Source organism: Pseudomonas brassicacearum (assembly GCF_003732225.1).
Lineage (GTDB): Bacteria > Pseudomonadota > Gammaproteobacteria > Pseudomonadales > Pseudomonadaceae > Aquipseudomonas > Aquipseudomonas brassicacearum_E.
In genome coordinates this window covers 614,344-627,914 of record NZ_MOBJ01000009.1, presented here as the reverse complement: position 1 = coordinate 627,914, position 13,571 = coordinate 614,344, and the positions used below count along the sequence as shown (strand labels likewise).

12 protein-coding genes are annotated in these 13,571 nt (G+C 59.0%); 6 read left to right on the top strand and 6 right to left on the bottom strand.

Going from position 1 to position 13,571, the window contains the following annotated elements; genetic code table 11:
• Positions 1–6: 6 nt before the first annotated feature.
• Complete coding sequence (locus BK659_RS16470) at positions 7–780, bottom strand: molybdopterin-dependent oxidoreductase (RefSeq protein WP_123426053.1); 774 nt, start codon at positions 778–780, stop codon at positions 7–9.
• Positions 781–783: 3 nt separating this feature from the next.
• Positions 784–1,377, bottom strand: a complete 594-nt coding sequence (locus BK659_RS16465) for a cytochrome b/b6 domain-containing protein (RefSeq protein ID WP_123426052.1) — start codon at positions 1,375–1,377, stop codon at positions 784–786.
• Positions 1,378–1,649: 272 nt separating this feature from the next.
• On the opposite strand from BK659_RS16465, the gene BK659_RS16460 reads away from it, so the two are divergent.
• From BK659_RS16460 to BK659_RS16445, 4 genes are all read left to right on the top strand, one after another.
• Positions 1,650–1,991 (top strand): hypothetical protein, encoded by a 342-nt coding sequence (locus tag BK659_RS16460; protein ID WP_123426051.1) that lies wholly within the window; start codon positions 1,650–1,652, stop codon positions 1,989–1,991.
• Between the two features lie 99 nt (positions 1,992–2,090).
• Positions 2,091–3,347: a TolC family protein gene (locus tag BK659_RS16455; RefSeq protein ID WP_123426050.1), complete on the top strand. Its 1,257-nt coding sequence runs from the start codon at positions 2,091–2,093 to the stop codon at positions 3,345–3,347.
• The gene (locus tag BK659_RS16450; protein WP_259740270.1) at positions 3,344–4,594 is read left to right on the top strand and encodes an efflux RND transporter periplasmic adaptor subunit; all 1,251 of its coding nucleotides are present in this window, start codon (positions 3,344–3,346) and stop codon (positions 4,592–4,594) included. The genes BK659_RS16455 and BK659_RS16450 overlap by 4 nt, the downstream gene beginning before the upstream one ends.
• Entirely contained in the window at positions 4,591–7,734 is a 3,144-nt protein-coding gene (locus BK659_RS16445; protein ID WP_123426049.1) for an efflux RND transporter permease subunit, read from the top strand. The genes BK659_RS16450 and BK659_RS16445 overlap by 4 nt, the downstream gene beginning before the upstream one ends.
• Here BK659_RS16445 and BK659_RS16440 read toward each other — a convergent pair.
• Positions 7,709–8,593 (bottom strand): alpha/beta fold hydrolase, encoded by an 885-nt coding sequence (locus BK659_RS16440; protein ID WP_123426048.1) that lies wholly within the window; start codon positions 8,591–8,593, stop codon positions 7,709–7,711. The two genes, BK659_RS16445 and BK659_RS16440, sit on opposite strands and share 26 nt — an antisense overlap.
• 323 nt (positions 8,594–8,916) lie before the next feature.
• On the opposite strand from BK659_RS16440, the gene BK659_RS16435 reads away from it, so the two are divergent.
• A complete protein-coding gene (locus BK659_RS16435) occupies positions 8,917–9,684 on the top strand; it encodes a substrate-binding periplasmic protein (protein ID WP_123426047.1) in 768 nt (255 codons plus the stop codon).
• A gap of 43 nt (positions 9,685–9,727) precedes the next feature.
• On the opposite strand, the gene BK659_RS16430 is transcribed toward BK659_RS16435, so the two are convergent.
• The 3 genes from BK659_RS16430 to gabT all read right to left on the bottom strand — a co-directional run bounded on the left by BK659_RS16430 (position 9,728) and on the right by gabT (position 12,306).
• On the bottom strand, positions 9,728–10,216 hold the full coding sequence (locus BK659_RS16430; RefSeq protein WP_100943735.1) for an Lrp/AsnC family transcriptional regulator: 489 nt from the start codon (positions 10,214–10,216) through the stop codon (positions 9,728–9,730).
• 45 nt (positions 10,217–10,261) lie between these two features.
• On the bottom strand, positions 10,262–10,918 hold the full coding sequence (locus BK659_RS16425) for an HAD family hydrolase (RefSeq protein ID WP_123426046.1): 657 nt from the start codon (positions 10,916–10,918) through the stop codon (positions 10,262–10,264).
• Positions 10,919–11,013: 95 nt separating this feature from the next.
• Complete coding sequence (gene gabT / locus BK659_RS16420) at positions 11,014–12,306, bottom strand: 4-aminobutyrate--2-oxoglutarate transaminase (RefSeq protein ID WP_123426045.1); 1,293 nt, start codon at positions 12,304–12,306, stop codon at positions 11,014–11,016.
• Positions 12,307–12,577: 271 nt separating this feature from the next.
• On the opposite strand from gabT, the gene BK659_RS16415 reads away from it, so the two are divergent.
• Positions 12,578–13,504 (top strand): 2-hydroxyacid dehydrogenase, encoded by a 927-nt coding sequence (locus BK659_RS16415; RefSeq protein ID WP_123426044.1) that lies wholly within the window; start codon positions 12,578–12,580, stop codon positions 13,502–13,504.
• Positions 13,505–13,571: the final 67 nt, after the last annotated feature.

Below are 13,571 nucleotides of genomic sequence, written 5' to 3'. Positions count from 1 at the left end.
AATCGCTCAACTGCCACTGAACCAGTTGTAACCCTGATCTTCCCAATAGCCACCGGGGTAATCATTGGTCACAAATATCTCCACAACATGTTTGGGGTTCTTGAAACCCAGCTTGGTGGGCATACGCAGCCGCAGAGGGTAGCCGTATTCCGGCGGTAAGACCTGATCGTCATAACTCAGGGTCAGCAGTGTCTGCGCGTGAAGCGCTGTGGGCATATCGATGCTGGTGTAATAGTCATCAGCGCATTTCAACCCGACATATTTGGCACTGGTATCGGCGCCCACACGTTGCAGAAAGGTCGAAAGAGTCACCCCGCCCCACTTGCCGATGGCACTCCAGCCCTCCACACAAATCAGCCGCGTGACCTGACTGGTCTGCGGTAGCTGGTTCAATTCGGCAAGGGTCCAGCTGTGCTTATCCTGGACCAGACCGCTAACCGCGAGTTTGAAGCCAGCACCGTCGATGTTCGGGATGCTGTTGCGGTCGTAATAGGCGTTGAAGGGAAACGGGCGAGTCATCATCGACTCAGGGTAAGTCGGTGCCAGTCTGTTCGGATCGAACAGCGCCGCCTGAACCTTGTCATTGAAGCGCGAGACCATTTTCAACATGGACTCTACGGAGTCGCTGTCATCCAGGCGACAGCCTGTCAGCAAGGCAATCCCCCCCAGTGTCCAGGCATGGCGAAGAAATTGTCTGCGCGCGGGCAGGTCCAGTTCCTGCGCCACCGATTTGATGATGGCGGGTTCATCCAGCCCATCTTTTCCAATCTTTCTGTTCATGAGTTAGTGCCCGCGCAGCATGGCAATCAGGGTGCGTGGCACGAGGGCCACCATCACCAGATGCACCACGGTAAAGGCGACCAGCAAGGCCATGCAGACAAAATGCACGATGCGCGCCGAGTCATAACCGCCCATCAGCTCCCTCAGCAAAGGAAACTGCACGGACTTCCAGATCACCAGGCCCGACAGCACCAGCACAATGAGATCGAGCACGACGAAGAGGTAGGCGAGCTTTTGCAGGGTGTTGTAGTGCCGCAAGTCTGCATGAGCGAGCTTGCCTCTGAGGGCCGCCAGGAAATCATGAAAGACCTCGCCGGGACGGATGGGGAAAAATTTGTAAACGATGCGGCCGGAGAAGATATTGAGCAGAAGGTAAACAATGCCGTTGACGAACAGTATCCACATCGCCGCAAAGTGCCACAGCAGTGCCCCCGCCAACCAACCACCCAAAGTGATACCGGCAGGAATCTGGAAGGAAAAAATCGGTGAGGCGTTATAGATACGCCAACCGCTCATCACCAGGATGACCACAGCGATGACGTTGATCCAGTGGGTCAGCCGTAGCCAGATCGGGTGAATAGTTTGGGGACGACTCATATGCCCTACCCTGCCGGTAAAGTACCGGTGAATTCCCCCCGACCACCACGAAATGTGTTGGCTCTATCCCCCGTTGTTGATGGGCCACTCCAGTGGAGTCGCAAGCAACGTCGACCCTACCGACGTATCTATCAAGACTAGCATCGGTTTATAGACGCCGTTTTGACATTAGTCGTCCTGAGGTTCTTATTGACCGTCAGACTCAATCCGACAGGCTCTTGCTGACAGATTCGTAATTGTACAGCCCGTCACCAGCGACTAGACTCCCCCGCATGAAACACTATCTGCGGTGTTGGCTCATTTTCCTGATCAGCCTGGCGCTTCCCCTCAGCGGGATGGCGGGCGTTCAGGCACCGACAGAACCGTGCCCAATGAAAACCATGGGCATGGCGACGATGGATGATATGGGGCAAGACTGTTGCCACGACATGAAAAGCCCCACCGAGCACGGTAAACCCTGCAAGCCGGGTCAGGAATGCAAAACCGGCGGCATGCTGCAAGTCTCGATCATCAAGCCGCCTGTTACCTTGTTCAGCCCTGTTGTACCTTCCTTCTCCAGCGATTTCCTGCCAGCACAAACCCCTTCTGGGGTGTGGCGACCGCCCCGCGTTTGATTCCTGTACCGCACTGAGTCCCATCGCACTTTGATGCGATGGCCTATCTGCGCGCATGTCTGAAAAGACGCGCAGTGATTCATCACAGGAATTGTGAACATGAACTTCCTACGTTATTGCGCAGGCTGGCCCCTCATGGCCGGCCTGGCAGCAGGCGTACTGGCATTGCCGAGCCTGGCCGCCCCACTGACACTCGATGAAGCCTTGCGACTGGCCGAAAACAACGCCCCGTCACTGACCGCCCAAGCCGCCAAACTCCAGGCTGCCAGCAGTGCTGCCATTCCAGCCGGCGAACTACCCGACCCGAAGTTAAAGCTCGGCGTGCAGAACTATCCGATTGGCGGCCCCGAACGCTGGAGCATTAACCAGGACTCCATGACCATGCAGATGGTTGGGGTCATGCAGGAAGTGCCCAACCGCGACAAGCGCAAAGCACGTATTGAAGTGGCCGATGCGGCCGTTGACCGAGCTGCAGCTGAAGGCCGTGTCGAGCGCCTGAACGTCCGTCAAGCCACAGCACTGGCCTGGATCAGCAGCTACTCCGTCGAGCGTAAGGAAGCGCTATTCCAGGACTTTTACAAAGAAAATCGTCTGTTGAGCGATACCGTGCGGGCACAGATTGCCGGTGGACGAGCCCAGCCTGCCGATGCGGTAACGCCCAAGCAGGAAGCGGCTCAATTGGCGGATCAACAGGACGACCTGGTCCGCCTGCGCACTCAAGCTCGAGCTGCGCTCAAGCGCTGGATTGGCCCGGCCGCCAACGACCCGCCCACCGGCAGTTTGCCGCAATGGCCCGTCGAGGCCTCTGGCTACACCCATCAGCTGCAACATCACCCCGCTCTGGCGGCCTTCGAACCGATGACCCGCGAAGCGCAGGCAAAAGTCCGTGAAGCCGAAGCGGATAAGCAGTCCGATTGGAGCTGGGAACTCGATTACCAACACCGTGACCGTCAGTTCGGTGACATGGTCAGCGTGCAGCTCTCGTTCGACCTGCCACTGTTTCCCGGCTCCCGACAAAATCCAAAAATCGCCGCCAAACACGCCGAACTCAATCAGCTGGAGGCAGAGCGTGAAGATAGGGTGCGCGAACATACCCAGCAATTGGAGGACAGTCTGGCCGAATACGAGCGTCTGAATCGGGCCGTGCGGCGCAGCCAGGACAGTCTGGTGCCCCTGGCCAGGGAAAAGGTCGGACTCACCATGGCCAGCTACCGCGCCGGTAAAGGTGACTTGGCGGCAGTCATCGCTGCCCGACGTGAGCTCATAGAGGTCCGCCTCAAACAGATCGACGTCGAAGAACAGCGAGCCCTGACCAACGCACGCTTGTATTTCAATTATGGGGAACCCAGCCAATGAGCGCTCGAATCTGGAAAACCGCTGTGTTGACTGGCGTGTCGGTTGCCCTGGGGGTTGCAGGCGGTTACTGGTTCGCTCAGCAACGCATGAACGCCATGCCTGATGCACTCGCCGCACAGAGCCCCAAGACGCAAGACGAACGCAAGGCCCTGTATTGGTACGATCCGATGTACCCGCAGCAGAAGTTCGACAAACCGGGCAAGTCGCCCTTCATGGACATGCAGTTGGTGCCGCAATACGCCGACGCGGCAACGAACAGCGCGGCCATCAGCATCGACCCCAGCCTGACCCAGAATCTCGGCCTGCGTCTGGCCACGGTGACCCGTGGAGTCCTCGCTTCCAGCCTGGACGTGGTCGGCATGCTGACGTTCAACGAGCGCGATGTCGCCGTGATCCAGGCGCGTACTGGCGGTTTTGTCGAACGGGTTTATGCCCGTGCTCCCGGCGATGTGCTCAAGGCCAATGCACCATTGGCGGATATCCTGGTACCGGAATGGGCCGCAGCCCAGGAAGAATTCCTCGCACTGAAACGTAATGGCGATGCCGACTTGCTCGCAGCGGCCCGCCAACGGCTGCGCCTCACGGGGATGCCGGCAGCGCTGATTACCCAGGTAGAGCGCAGCGGCAAGATTCAGCCGAACCTGACCCTCACCAGCCCCATCAGTGGTGTGCTGCAAGAGTTGAATGTCCGTACGGGCATGACCGTGGCGGCCGGCGAGACGCTGGCTCGGGTCAATGGCTTGAGCAGCGTCTGGCTAGCGGTGGCCGTTCCAGAGTCGGAGACCGGATCGATCGTCGTCGGCCAGACGGCAGAAGCACGCCTTCCAGCCTTCCCGGGGACAGTGCTCAACGGCACGGTCAGTGCGATTCTGCCCGAAACGAATAGGGACAGTCGGACCGTTCGCGTACGCGTCGAGCTTCCCAACCCTGACGGGCGTCTGAGACCCGGATTGTCGGCGCAGGTGCGCCTGAACCAGAAGACCGGGCAAAGTGTGTTGTGGGTGCCGAGCGAAGCGGTCATTCACACCGGCCGGCGCACGCTGGTGATGCTCGCCGAAGACGCCGGTCGCTACCGTCCGGTAGAGGTGCAACTCGGGCAGGAAAACGACGGCAAGACGGCGGTATTGAAAGGCTTGCAAGAAGGTCAACAGGTGGTCAGCTCGGGACAGTTCCTGCTCGACTCCGAGGCCAGCCTCAAGGGCATCGTCGCAAGTGAGCGTCTGGAACAACCAGGGGAGCAACCATGATCGCCGCCCTGATTCGCTGGTCCGTCGCTAACCGTTTCCTGGTCCTGCTGGCCACGCTTTTCGTCACCGCCTGGGGCGTCTGGTCGGTTCAAAGCACCCCCATCGATGCACTGCCAGACCTCTCCGACGTTCAGGTGATTATCCGCACCCCTTACCCAGGTCAAGCGCCACAAATCGTCGAGAACCAGGTGACCTACCCGTTGGCCACCACCATGCTCTCGGTACCGGGCGCCAAAACCGTGCGCGGATATTCCTTTTTCGGCGACAGCTTCGTGTATGTGCTGTTCGAGGACGGTACCGATATGTATTGGGCCCGCTCGCGCGTGCTGGAGTACCTGAGCCAGATACAAAGCCGCTTGCCGGCCAGCGCCAAACCGGCCCTGGGACCCGACGCCACCGGCGTGGGCTGGATCTATCAGTACGCCCTGGTGGATCGCACCGGTAGACATGATCTGGCGCAATTGCGCGCACTCCAGGACTGGTTTCTCAAGTTCGAACTCAAGACTCTGCCCAATGTGGCGGAAGTAGCCACTGTGGGCGGAATGGTCAAGCAGTACCAGGTGCAGCTCGACCCACTCAAACTCGCCAGCCTGGGTATCACTCAGGCGCAGGTCACTGAGGCGATTGGCAAGGCCAATCAGGAAACTGGTGGGGCTGTGCTGGAAATGGCGGAGACGGAATTCATGGTCCGCGCTTCTGGCTACCTGAAGACACTGAATGACTTTCGCGCGATCCCGCTGAAGCTCGATGCTGGTGGTGTGCCAGTGACCCTTGGCGATGTGGCCACGATCCAACTGGGGCCGGAGATGCGTCGCGGTATCAGCGAACTCGACGGTGAGGGCGAGACTGTCGGTGGCGTGGTGATCCTGCGCAGTGGCAAGAACGCCCGCGAGACCATCGCAGCGGTCAAAGCCAAGCTCGACGAGCTGAAAAGCAGCCTGCCGGCGGGCGTGGAAATCGTCACCACCTACGATCGCAGCAAGCTGATTGACCGCGCCGTGGAAAACCTCAGCCATAAACTGCTCGAGGAGTTCATCGTCGTTGCGTTGGTCTGCGGGATTTTTCTCTGGCATCTTCGCTCATCCCTGGTGGCGATTATCTCGCTGCCGGTGGGCGTGCTGATTGCCTTCATCGTCATGCGGCACCAAGGGATCAACGCCAACATCATGTCCCTGGGCGGGATCGCTATCGCCATCGGTGCCATGGTCGATGCCGCCGTGGTCATGATCGAAAACGCCCACAAAAAAGTCGAGGCCTGGCACAAGGTCCATCCCGGGGAAGAGCTGAAGGGCGAACACCACTGGCACGTAATGACCGAAGCGGCGGCCGAAGTCGGGCCGGCGTTGTTCTTCTGTTTGTTGATCATCACCCTGTCGTTCATTCCGGTATTCACCCTGGAGGCGCAAGAGGGTCGCCTGTTTGGTCCCCTCGCCTTCACCAAAACCTACGCCATGGCGGCGGCAGCCGGATTGTCGGTGACCCTGGTGCCGGTGCTGATGGGCTACTGGATTCGCGGACGGATTCCCAATGAGCAACAGAACCCGCTGAACCGTTGGTTGATCAGGATCTATCAACCGGCCCTGGACGCGGTGCTGCGCCGACCAAAAATCACCCTATTGGTCGCGCTTCTGGTGTTTCTCAGCGCGCTATGGCCGATGTCCCGGTTGGGTGGCGAGTTCCTTCCACCGCTGGACGAAGGCGATCTGCTCTACATGCCTTCGGCGCTGCCGGGGTTGTCGGCACAGAAGGCAGCACAGCTGTTGCAGCAGACCGACCGCCTGATCAAGACGGTGCCCGAAGTCGAGCACGTTTTCGGTAAGGCCGGTCGTGCCGAAACCGCCACCGACCCGGCGCCGCTGGAGATGTTCGAGACCACTATCCAGTTCAAACCTCGCGAGCAATGGCGCCCCGGTATGACTCAGGAAAAGCTCGTGGAAGAATTGGATCGGGTGGTGCGTGTTCCGGGGCTGACCAATATCTGGATACCGCCGATCCGCAATCGTATCGACATGCTCGCCACCGGGATCAAGAGCCCGATCGGGGTGAAAATTGCCGGTACCCACCTGACGGAGATCGATGCGGCGACTCAGGCCATCGAGCGCGTGGCCAAGGATGTGCCCGGTGTCAGTTCGTCCCTGGCCGAACGCCTGACCGGTGGCCGTTATATCGACGTGGATATCGACCGCAAGGCCGCTGCCCGCTACGGACTGAATATCGCCGATGTGCAGTCGATCGTGGCCGGTGCTATCGGTGGGGAGAACGTTGGGGAAACCATCGAGGGTCTGGCTCGTTTTCCAATCAACGTGCGTTATCCCCGTGAGTGGCGTGACTCGCTTGGCGCCTTGGAACAGTTGCCGATCTACACCCCACTGGGGAGCCAGATAACCCTCGGCACGGTGGCGAAGGTCAAGGTCAGTGAAGGCCCGCCGATGCTCAAGAGCGAGAACGCCCGGCCTTCCGGCTGGGTGTATATCGACGTACGTGGCCGGGATATTGCCTCGGTGGTCGCCGACCTGCGCCGGGTCGTCAGTGAGCAGGTGAAGTTGCAGCCAGGCATGAGTCTGAGCTACTCGGGGCAGTTCGAATTTCTCGAAAGGGCCAACGCTCGGCTCAAACTGGTGGTGCCGGCGACTCTGTTAATCATCTTTGTACTGCTCTACCTGACCTTCGCCCGCTTCGATGAAGCCGTGTTGATCATGGCCACTCTGCCGTTCGCATTGACTGGCGGCGCATGGTTCCTCTATCTGCTGGGGTACAACCTGTCGGTGGCCACCGGTGTTGGCTTTATCGCACTGGCCGGTGTATCGGCCGAGTTTGGCGTGATCATGCTGCTCTATCTGAAGAACGCCTGGGTCGAACGTGAAGATCTCGGCGACAGCACTGAACGCGGGCTGGTCGCCGCGATTCGTGAAGGCGCCGTGCAACGCGTTCGCCCCAAGGCCATGACCGTGGCCGTCATCATCGCCGGCCTGCTACCCATCCTGTTGGGCAGCGGCACCGGCAGCGAGGTGATGAGCCGTATCGCCGCGCCTATGGTTGGCGGCATGGTCACCGCCCCCTTGCTCTCCCTGTTCGTCATCCCGGCAGCCTACCGTTTGATGCGCCGCCGGCACCTCAAACCAGCGATGATTCGCTACTAAAAGCGAGATTACGGACTTGGCCCTGCGTCCTGGAAGCCGGTTGTAGAAAGTCGAGCAAGGCCTGCCGGGTGTCATGCCAGGCCGCCGGGTGTTCCATATCGAGGAAGTGCCCGGCGTTCTTGATGGTATGGAACCGGGACTGACGGGCATGAGCGGCAAAAAGCCGGGCGTCTTCCACCGAGGTGTACTCATCCCATTCACCGTTGACAAACAGCAACGGGACTTCGATGGCGTCGGCACAGGCAACGTAGCAGTGAGTGTCCTGGGTCAGGACCTCATTGACGTGAAAATGCATCTGCCGATATTCGTGTTCAGCCAGGCTGCAGACATGGCGGTGATTAAAACGTTTGAACAACGATGGCAGGTGCTTGCCGATGGTGCTGTTGATCAAGCGTCCGACATTGAGGCGATCGCAGGCCTGGAGAAAGTTCAGGCCGCTCTCCAGGTAATCGCGCATCGGCGTATTGATCCGCGCCGCAAATGAATTGATCACCGCCTTCTCGATTCGTCGCGGCCGCTGGGCCAACGCCAGCAAGGTAGCCGCCCCGCCCCAGGAAAAGGACAGCACATGGTGCACCGAAAAGTGTTCGATCAATTCCAGCAGTATCTCTGCCTCGTCTTCCTTTCGAATCGGTTGGCCATGGAGGTTGTGTAGTCTCGACTGACCGGCGTAAGGCTGGTCGTAGAGCACCACATTGAATCGCGGCTGCAGGTAACGCACCGTTTGGGCAAAGGATGCGGTAGTTGCCAGCGAGCCATTGACCAGAATGATCGTTTTGTCAGCGGCGGCGTTGAGATAGTGCTCGGTATAAACCTTGTACTTCTTGCAAATCTCGACGATGGCAGTCTTCGGCATCATTTCATTTTCTTCCCTGAACAGATTGGACTAAGCGCACAGCATGAGCGACTGCCCAGACGGCATTCATGACTGATCAGTCACTGACTGACCAGAGGTTCAGAGTTAAGCAGGGATTTTCCCGTCTGCAAGAGCGCAGACGAGTTATTCCGTCGGGTCGCAAGCGATCAGCTGACCTCGGAACCCGGATGCACAAACCCGGTGCAGACGCCTCGCCCGGGATTACTGCCTTCGCATAACCCATGCGCCTATGGGAAGATGCTTGCCGCCTTGAGTCGGCGATGAATTGAGTCGAGCCTCTCCTTTCCATGCCTGAAATATCAATCATGAACCGGATCACACGCGTATCAAGTACCCGTACCAAGGCGCTTTGCAGACTGTATCTGTCGGTATCGCTGCTGATGACCCACAACGCGTGGAGCGCACCCTTACCGATTGAGCTGTTTATCCCTGACGCTCCCCCACTGACGTTTGTCGATGATTCCAAAGGTCACGGAATCGTCGGAGATCTGGTGCTGATGGCCATTGCCAAAGCCGGCTATGTCGCTCATGTACAGGCGCTTCCCTGGGCCCGATCGCAAAAGCATGTCAGTGAGAATCAGGACATCTTGATAGCCCCCTTGTCACGCACGCCAGAACGTGAAAATCGCTACACCTGGATCGCTCCGATCATGCCCATGGAGCGAGCTTTTTTCAGCCTTGAGCAGCAAGTGAACAGCTTCGAAGAAGCCCGGAAGGTCTACCGTGTGATCGGTGTAGGTCTGGGCAGCGCGCAAGAGGAAATCCTGCGCGCGCAAGGCTTCGGCAACGAGCAGATCTACCCGCTGACCATTGGTGACAACCCCGCGCAAATGCTCTTGAGGGGGCGTATCGATGCCTGGTTCAACGGCATCCCGGAGAGTCGATACATCTGGCCGAAGGTGTCTCGACGCAAACTGTTCATGAGTCCCGTCATGAACAGCGCGACGCTCTATCTGGCCTGCTCGAAGCAATGCTCCCCGCAACGGGTACAAGACTTGCGCAAAGCGGTTGAAGCGCTTCGCAGTGACGGTACCCTGGCGCGCATACAAAAGAGCTATTTGCCGCAGCAGTGAATCCTGAACATGCACTGTTTCAAATAAGCACCGGCGGTCAAGGTCAGTGACGCAGCAGTTTGCGCAGCGGCACGCCGTCCTTGAGCACCGGAGACTTGATGACGATGTAACTGAAGTACTTGGAAATGCCGATGTTCTTGTCCAGCAGGCTTTCGATCACTTCCTGGTAATGCTGGATGCTGCGGGTCATGAAGCGCACCAGATAATCATAGCCACCGCTGATCAAATGGCATTCGAGCACTTCGTCCACCAGACGGATATTGGATTCGAACTTGGCAAAGTCTTCGCGTTTGTGGTCGCTCAGGGTGACCTCGGTGAAGACCGTGACCGAGTCGGTGATCTTCGCCAGATTCAGGTGCGCCTTGTAGCTGGAAATATACCCGGCCGATTCAAGTCGTTTGACCCGTTGCAGACAGGGGCTGGCCGACAGCCCCACAGCATCAGCCAGGCTGACGTTGGTCATGCGCCCGTCTTTTTGCAGCTCAACCAAGATGCTGATGTCGATCCGGTCCAGTTTCACTAAACCTTCCATTGCGTACCTCTTGATTGTCGTTTGTAGGACAATCTTCTAGCAAAATCAGCGCCGTAAAGACAGCTGATGCTGAGCCACCAGATCAGCCATGCTGTTGATGCAGTAATCCGCCGCGCATGGCGATGGGTGTTTTGCCTGGCCGCGACAGATCAGGCACACATTGGTGGCCACCTGCCGACCGGCAGAGGGCCGGGTCACTTGCAGGATCTCCCCGGCTTCAAGCGCATTCGCTTGTAACCAATCCCGATCCAGCAAAGGATCGCTGGCCAGTGAAATGAAGTCGTCGGGCATGACCCCCAAACGCTCACAAAGCAGCCCTCGATCTTCGGCATCCCGATCGCCATGCACCAGCAAACGATAGAACTTGCGCAGGTACAACATCGCGCCGGGCGCGTCCTCGAACAGCGACCAGTTGGCGACCGAACGGGCAAAGCTCATGCCCTCCTCCCAACTGGCTTTCAACCCCCAGCGCTCAGCCAGCTGGCGATGGGCGAAACACAGCAACCCACTAAAGCCCAGCTCACCGAAACGCGGGTAGAGCGCACGCACGACCTCGCTGTATTCGGCCAGTATCCGGTCCTTGTCCGGGTTACCGCCAAGGCTTTCGAGCAGGGGTTGCAGTGCCGTCCAGACCCCCGAATCCCGATCGACCAGGACTTCATCGCAATCGATGAGCAGCGCTCGATAATCAGTCAGCCCCATGGTGTACAAAGCCTCCGATGATGCATTCCATCAATCCATGCTCCATGAATGCTCACGGGAGATACCTTGCGGTACCGCCCGGAGCACGCATGAGCTCAGTTCAAGACTCGTGCCAGTGCTGCTTGAAGAATCTGCAGCGCTTCGTCGATCTGTTCTTCTGTTGTCACCAGCGGCGCGAGGAAGCGCAGCACGTTGCGGTACACGCCGCATTTGATCACCAGCAGGCCACCCGTTCGGGCTTCGTCGATCAGCCGTTGATTCAGGTCCGCATCGGGAGTGCGGGCCGCGTCATCCTTGATCAGTTCGATCGCCAGCATGAAACCGCTGCCGCGCACGTCACCGATTTGCCGGTGACGGGCCTGCAAGCGTAGCAGTCCCTGACGCAAGCGCTGGCCCAAGGCGTCGCCACGGGCCAGCAGTTGTTCTTGCTCGTAGGCCTCGATCACCGCCAGCGCTGCCGCGCATGACAGGGCGTTACCGCCGTAAGTACCGCCCAGGCCACCGGGCAATGGCGCGTCCATGATCCGGGCCTTGCCGACCACACCGGACAACGGCAAACCACCGGCGAGACTCTTGGCGACGGTCACCAGGTCTGGCTGAATGCCGGCGTGCTGGAAACCGAACCACTTGCCGGTACGGCCAAAACCGGTCTGGATTTCATCGAGAATCAGCACGATGCCGTGCTTTTCAGTGAGGGCACGCAGCGCCTGGAGGAACTCCACGGGTGCCGAGAGGAAACCACCGTCGCCCTGGACCGGTTCAATGATGATTGCCGCGACCCGTTCAGGTGCGACCTGGGTGGCCAACAACTCGTCCAGTGCCTTGAGGGCCATCTCACTGCTGACGCCGCGATAGGCATTCGGATACGGTGTATGAAACACCTCCGGCGCGAACGGCCCGAAGTTCTGCTTGTACGGTTGACTCATGCCGGTCAGCGTGGTGCCGAGCAACGTGCGACCGTGAAACCCGCCACGAAACGCGATCACTGCCGAGCGGTTGGTGTGGGCTCGGGCGATCTTGACGGCGTTTTCGACCGCTTCAGCACCGGAGGTAAAGAACGCCGCTTTATACGCTTCATTGCCACCGATCATTTCGCACAAACGCTGGGCCAGATCGAGATAAGGCTTATAGGCCACCACCTGGAAACAGGCGTGGGAGATTTTTTGCAGTTGGGCCTGCACCGCAGCGACTACCTTCGGATGGTTGTGGCCAATGTTCAACACGCCAATGCCGCCGACAAAATCCAGGTAGCGCTTGCCGTCCACGTCCCACAACTCGGCACCTTGGGCGCGATCGATCACCAACGGGTGAGCGGTAACCAGGCCACGTGGCACGAATTGATCGCGCTGACGGAGCAAATGAGGGGTTTCGTCGACTTTGCTGTTCATGGCATTTCCCATCGTGAGTCCGGCAACCGGGAAGTGGTTGCGATGCTGTTCAGGTTAAGGCTTGTACGAAACGAACTACGCCGAACTTGCACCCTGAGAAATTCGGATCGACTGTTTTCACCCTGCCAAACGGCAGATTCCTTCAGCCCGCCGAATCTGCCGGGCCGTGGTCGATAGAACGTGGCACAACGCGTTTAACCCGGCCCTTTCAACAGATCCTGCGCTGTCATTGCTCCATGATGGACAGCACCTCCTCCCTCAGGAAATGCCCATGGCCCTGCTTTATAAAGCTGACCCTGTGCGCGGCGAACAGTGGAAAGCGCTGTTCGCCGAACACGCCCCGGATATCGAATGGCGCGCCTGGCCTGACATCGGCGACCCCAAGGATATTCAGTACCTGGCCGCCTGGCAGGCACCTGACGATCTCGATGTTCTGCTGCCCAATCTGCGCGTGTTGTTTGCGGTGTCCGCCGGGGTCGATCAACTGGACTTGAACCGCTTGCCGACAAGCTTGCCGGTGGTGCGCCTGCTGGACCCTGGCATCACCCGTGGCATGTGCGAATACGCCAGTTTTGCGGTGCTCAGCCTGCACCGGGACATGCTGCGCTATCGCCAGCAACAAATGGCCCGCTGCTGGCAGGCCCACTTGCTGCAACCGGCGGCCAAGCGTCGGGTTGGCATCATGGGCCTCGGTACCCAGGCCCGGCAGATTCTGGCGACCTTGCAGCCCTTGGGTTTTGCGCTGTCAGGCTGGGCGCGAAGTGTCCATCAAATCCCGGGCGTCGATTGCTATGCCGGTACCGAGCAGTTGCCAGCGTTCCTGAGCCAGTGCGACATTCTGCTGTGCGTGCTGCCGCTGACCGAACAGACCCAAGGCATTCTCGACCGCAAACTATTCCGGCAACTACCTCATGGCGCGGCGCTGATCAACATGGGTCGTGGCGGGCATCTGGTGGAAAGTGATTTGCTTGAGGCACTGGACAGCGGGCAACTCAGCGGTGCGGTACTCGATGTGCTACAGGAAGAACCGGCGCCGGCCGACCATCCGTTTTGGGATCATCCGCAGATTCTGCTAACCCCGCACATTGCGGCGATGACCCAGCCGGAAAGTGCGTTCGGGGTGTTGCTGGAGAATATTCGGCGGCATCAAAGTGGCAAGCCGATGGTGGGCCAGATCGATCGCAATAAGGGTTACTGAATAAAACACAAAACAAATGTGGGAGCGAGCTTGCTCGCGATGGCGATCTGTCAGTCAACATCAATGT

Excerpts from the sequence above, each read along its gene's own strand:
- BK659_RS16470 (WP_123426053.1), bottom strand. The coding sequence starts at position 780 with ATGAACAGAAAGATTGGAAAAGATGGGCTGGATGAACCCGCCATCATC.
- BK659_RS16465 (WP_123426052.1), bottom strand. The coding sequence starts at position 1,377 with ATGAGTCGTCCCCAAACTATTCACCCGATCTGGCTACGGCTGACCCAC.
- BK659_RS16460 (WP_123426051.1), top strand. The coding sequence starts at position 1,650 with ATGAAACACTATCTGCGGTGTTGGCTCATTTTCCTGATCAGCCTGGCG.
- BK659_RS16455 (WP_123426050.1), top strand. The coding sequence starts at position 2,091 with ATGAACTTCCTACGTTATTGCGCAGGCTGGCCCCTCATGGCCGGCCTG.
- BK659_RS16450 (WP_259740270.1), top strand. The coding sequence starts at position 3,344 with ATGAGCGCTCGAATCTGGAAAACCGCTGTGTTGACTGGCGTGTCGGTT.
- BK659_RS16445 (WP_123426049.1), top strand. The coding sequence starts at position 4,591 with ATGATCGCCGCCCTGATTCGCTGGTCCGTCGCTAACCGTTTCCTGGTC.
- BK659_RS16440 (WP_123426048.1), bottom strand. The coding sequence starts at position 8,593 with ATGATGCCGAAGACTGCCATCGTCGAGATTTGCAAGAAGTACAAGGTT.
- BK659_RS16435 (WP_123426047.1), top strand. The coding sequence starts at position 8,917 with ATGAACCGGATCACACGCGTATCAAGTACCCGTACCAAGGCGCTTTGC.
- BK659_RS16430 (WP_100943735.1), bottom strand. The coding sequence starts at position 10,216 with ATGGAAGGTTTAGTGAAACTGGACCGGATCGACATCAGCATCTTGGTT.
- BK659_RS16425 (WP_123426046.1), bottom strand. The coding sequence starts at position 10,918 with ATGGGGCTGACTGATTATCGAGCGCTGCTCATCGATTGCGATGAAGTC.
- gabT (WP_123426045.1), bottom strand. The coding sequence starts at position 12,306 with ATGAACAGCAAAGTCGACGAAACCCCTCATTTGCTCCGTCAGCGCGAT.
- BK659_RS16415 (WP_123426044.1), top strand. The coding sequence starts at position 12,578 with ATGGCCCTGCTTTATAAAGCTGACCCTGTGCGCGGCGAACAGTGGAAA.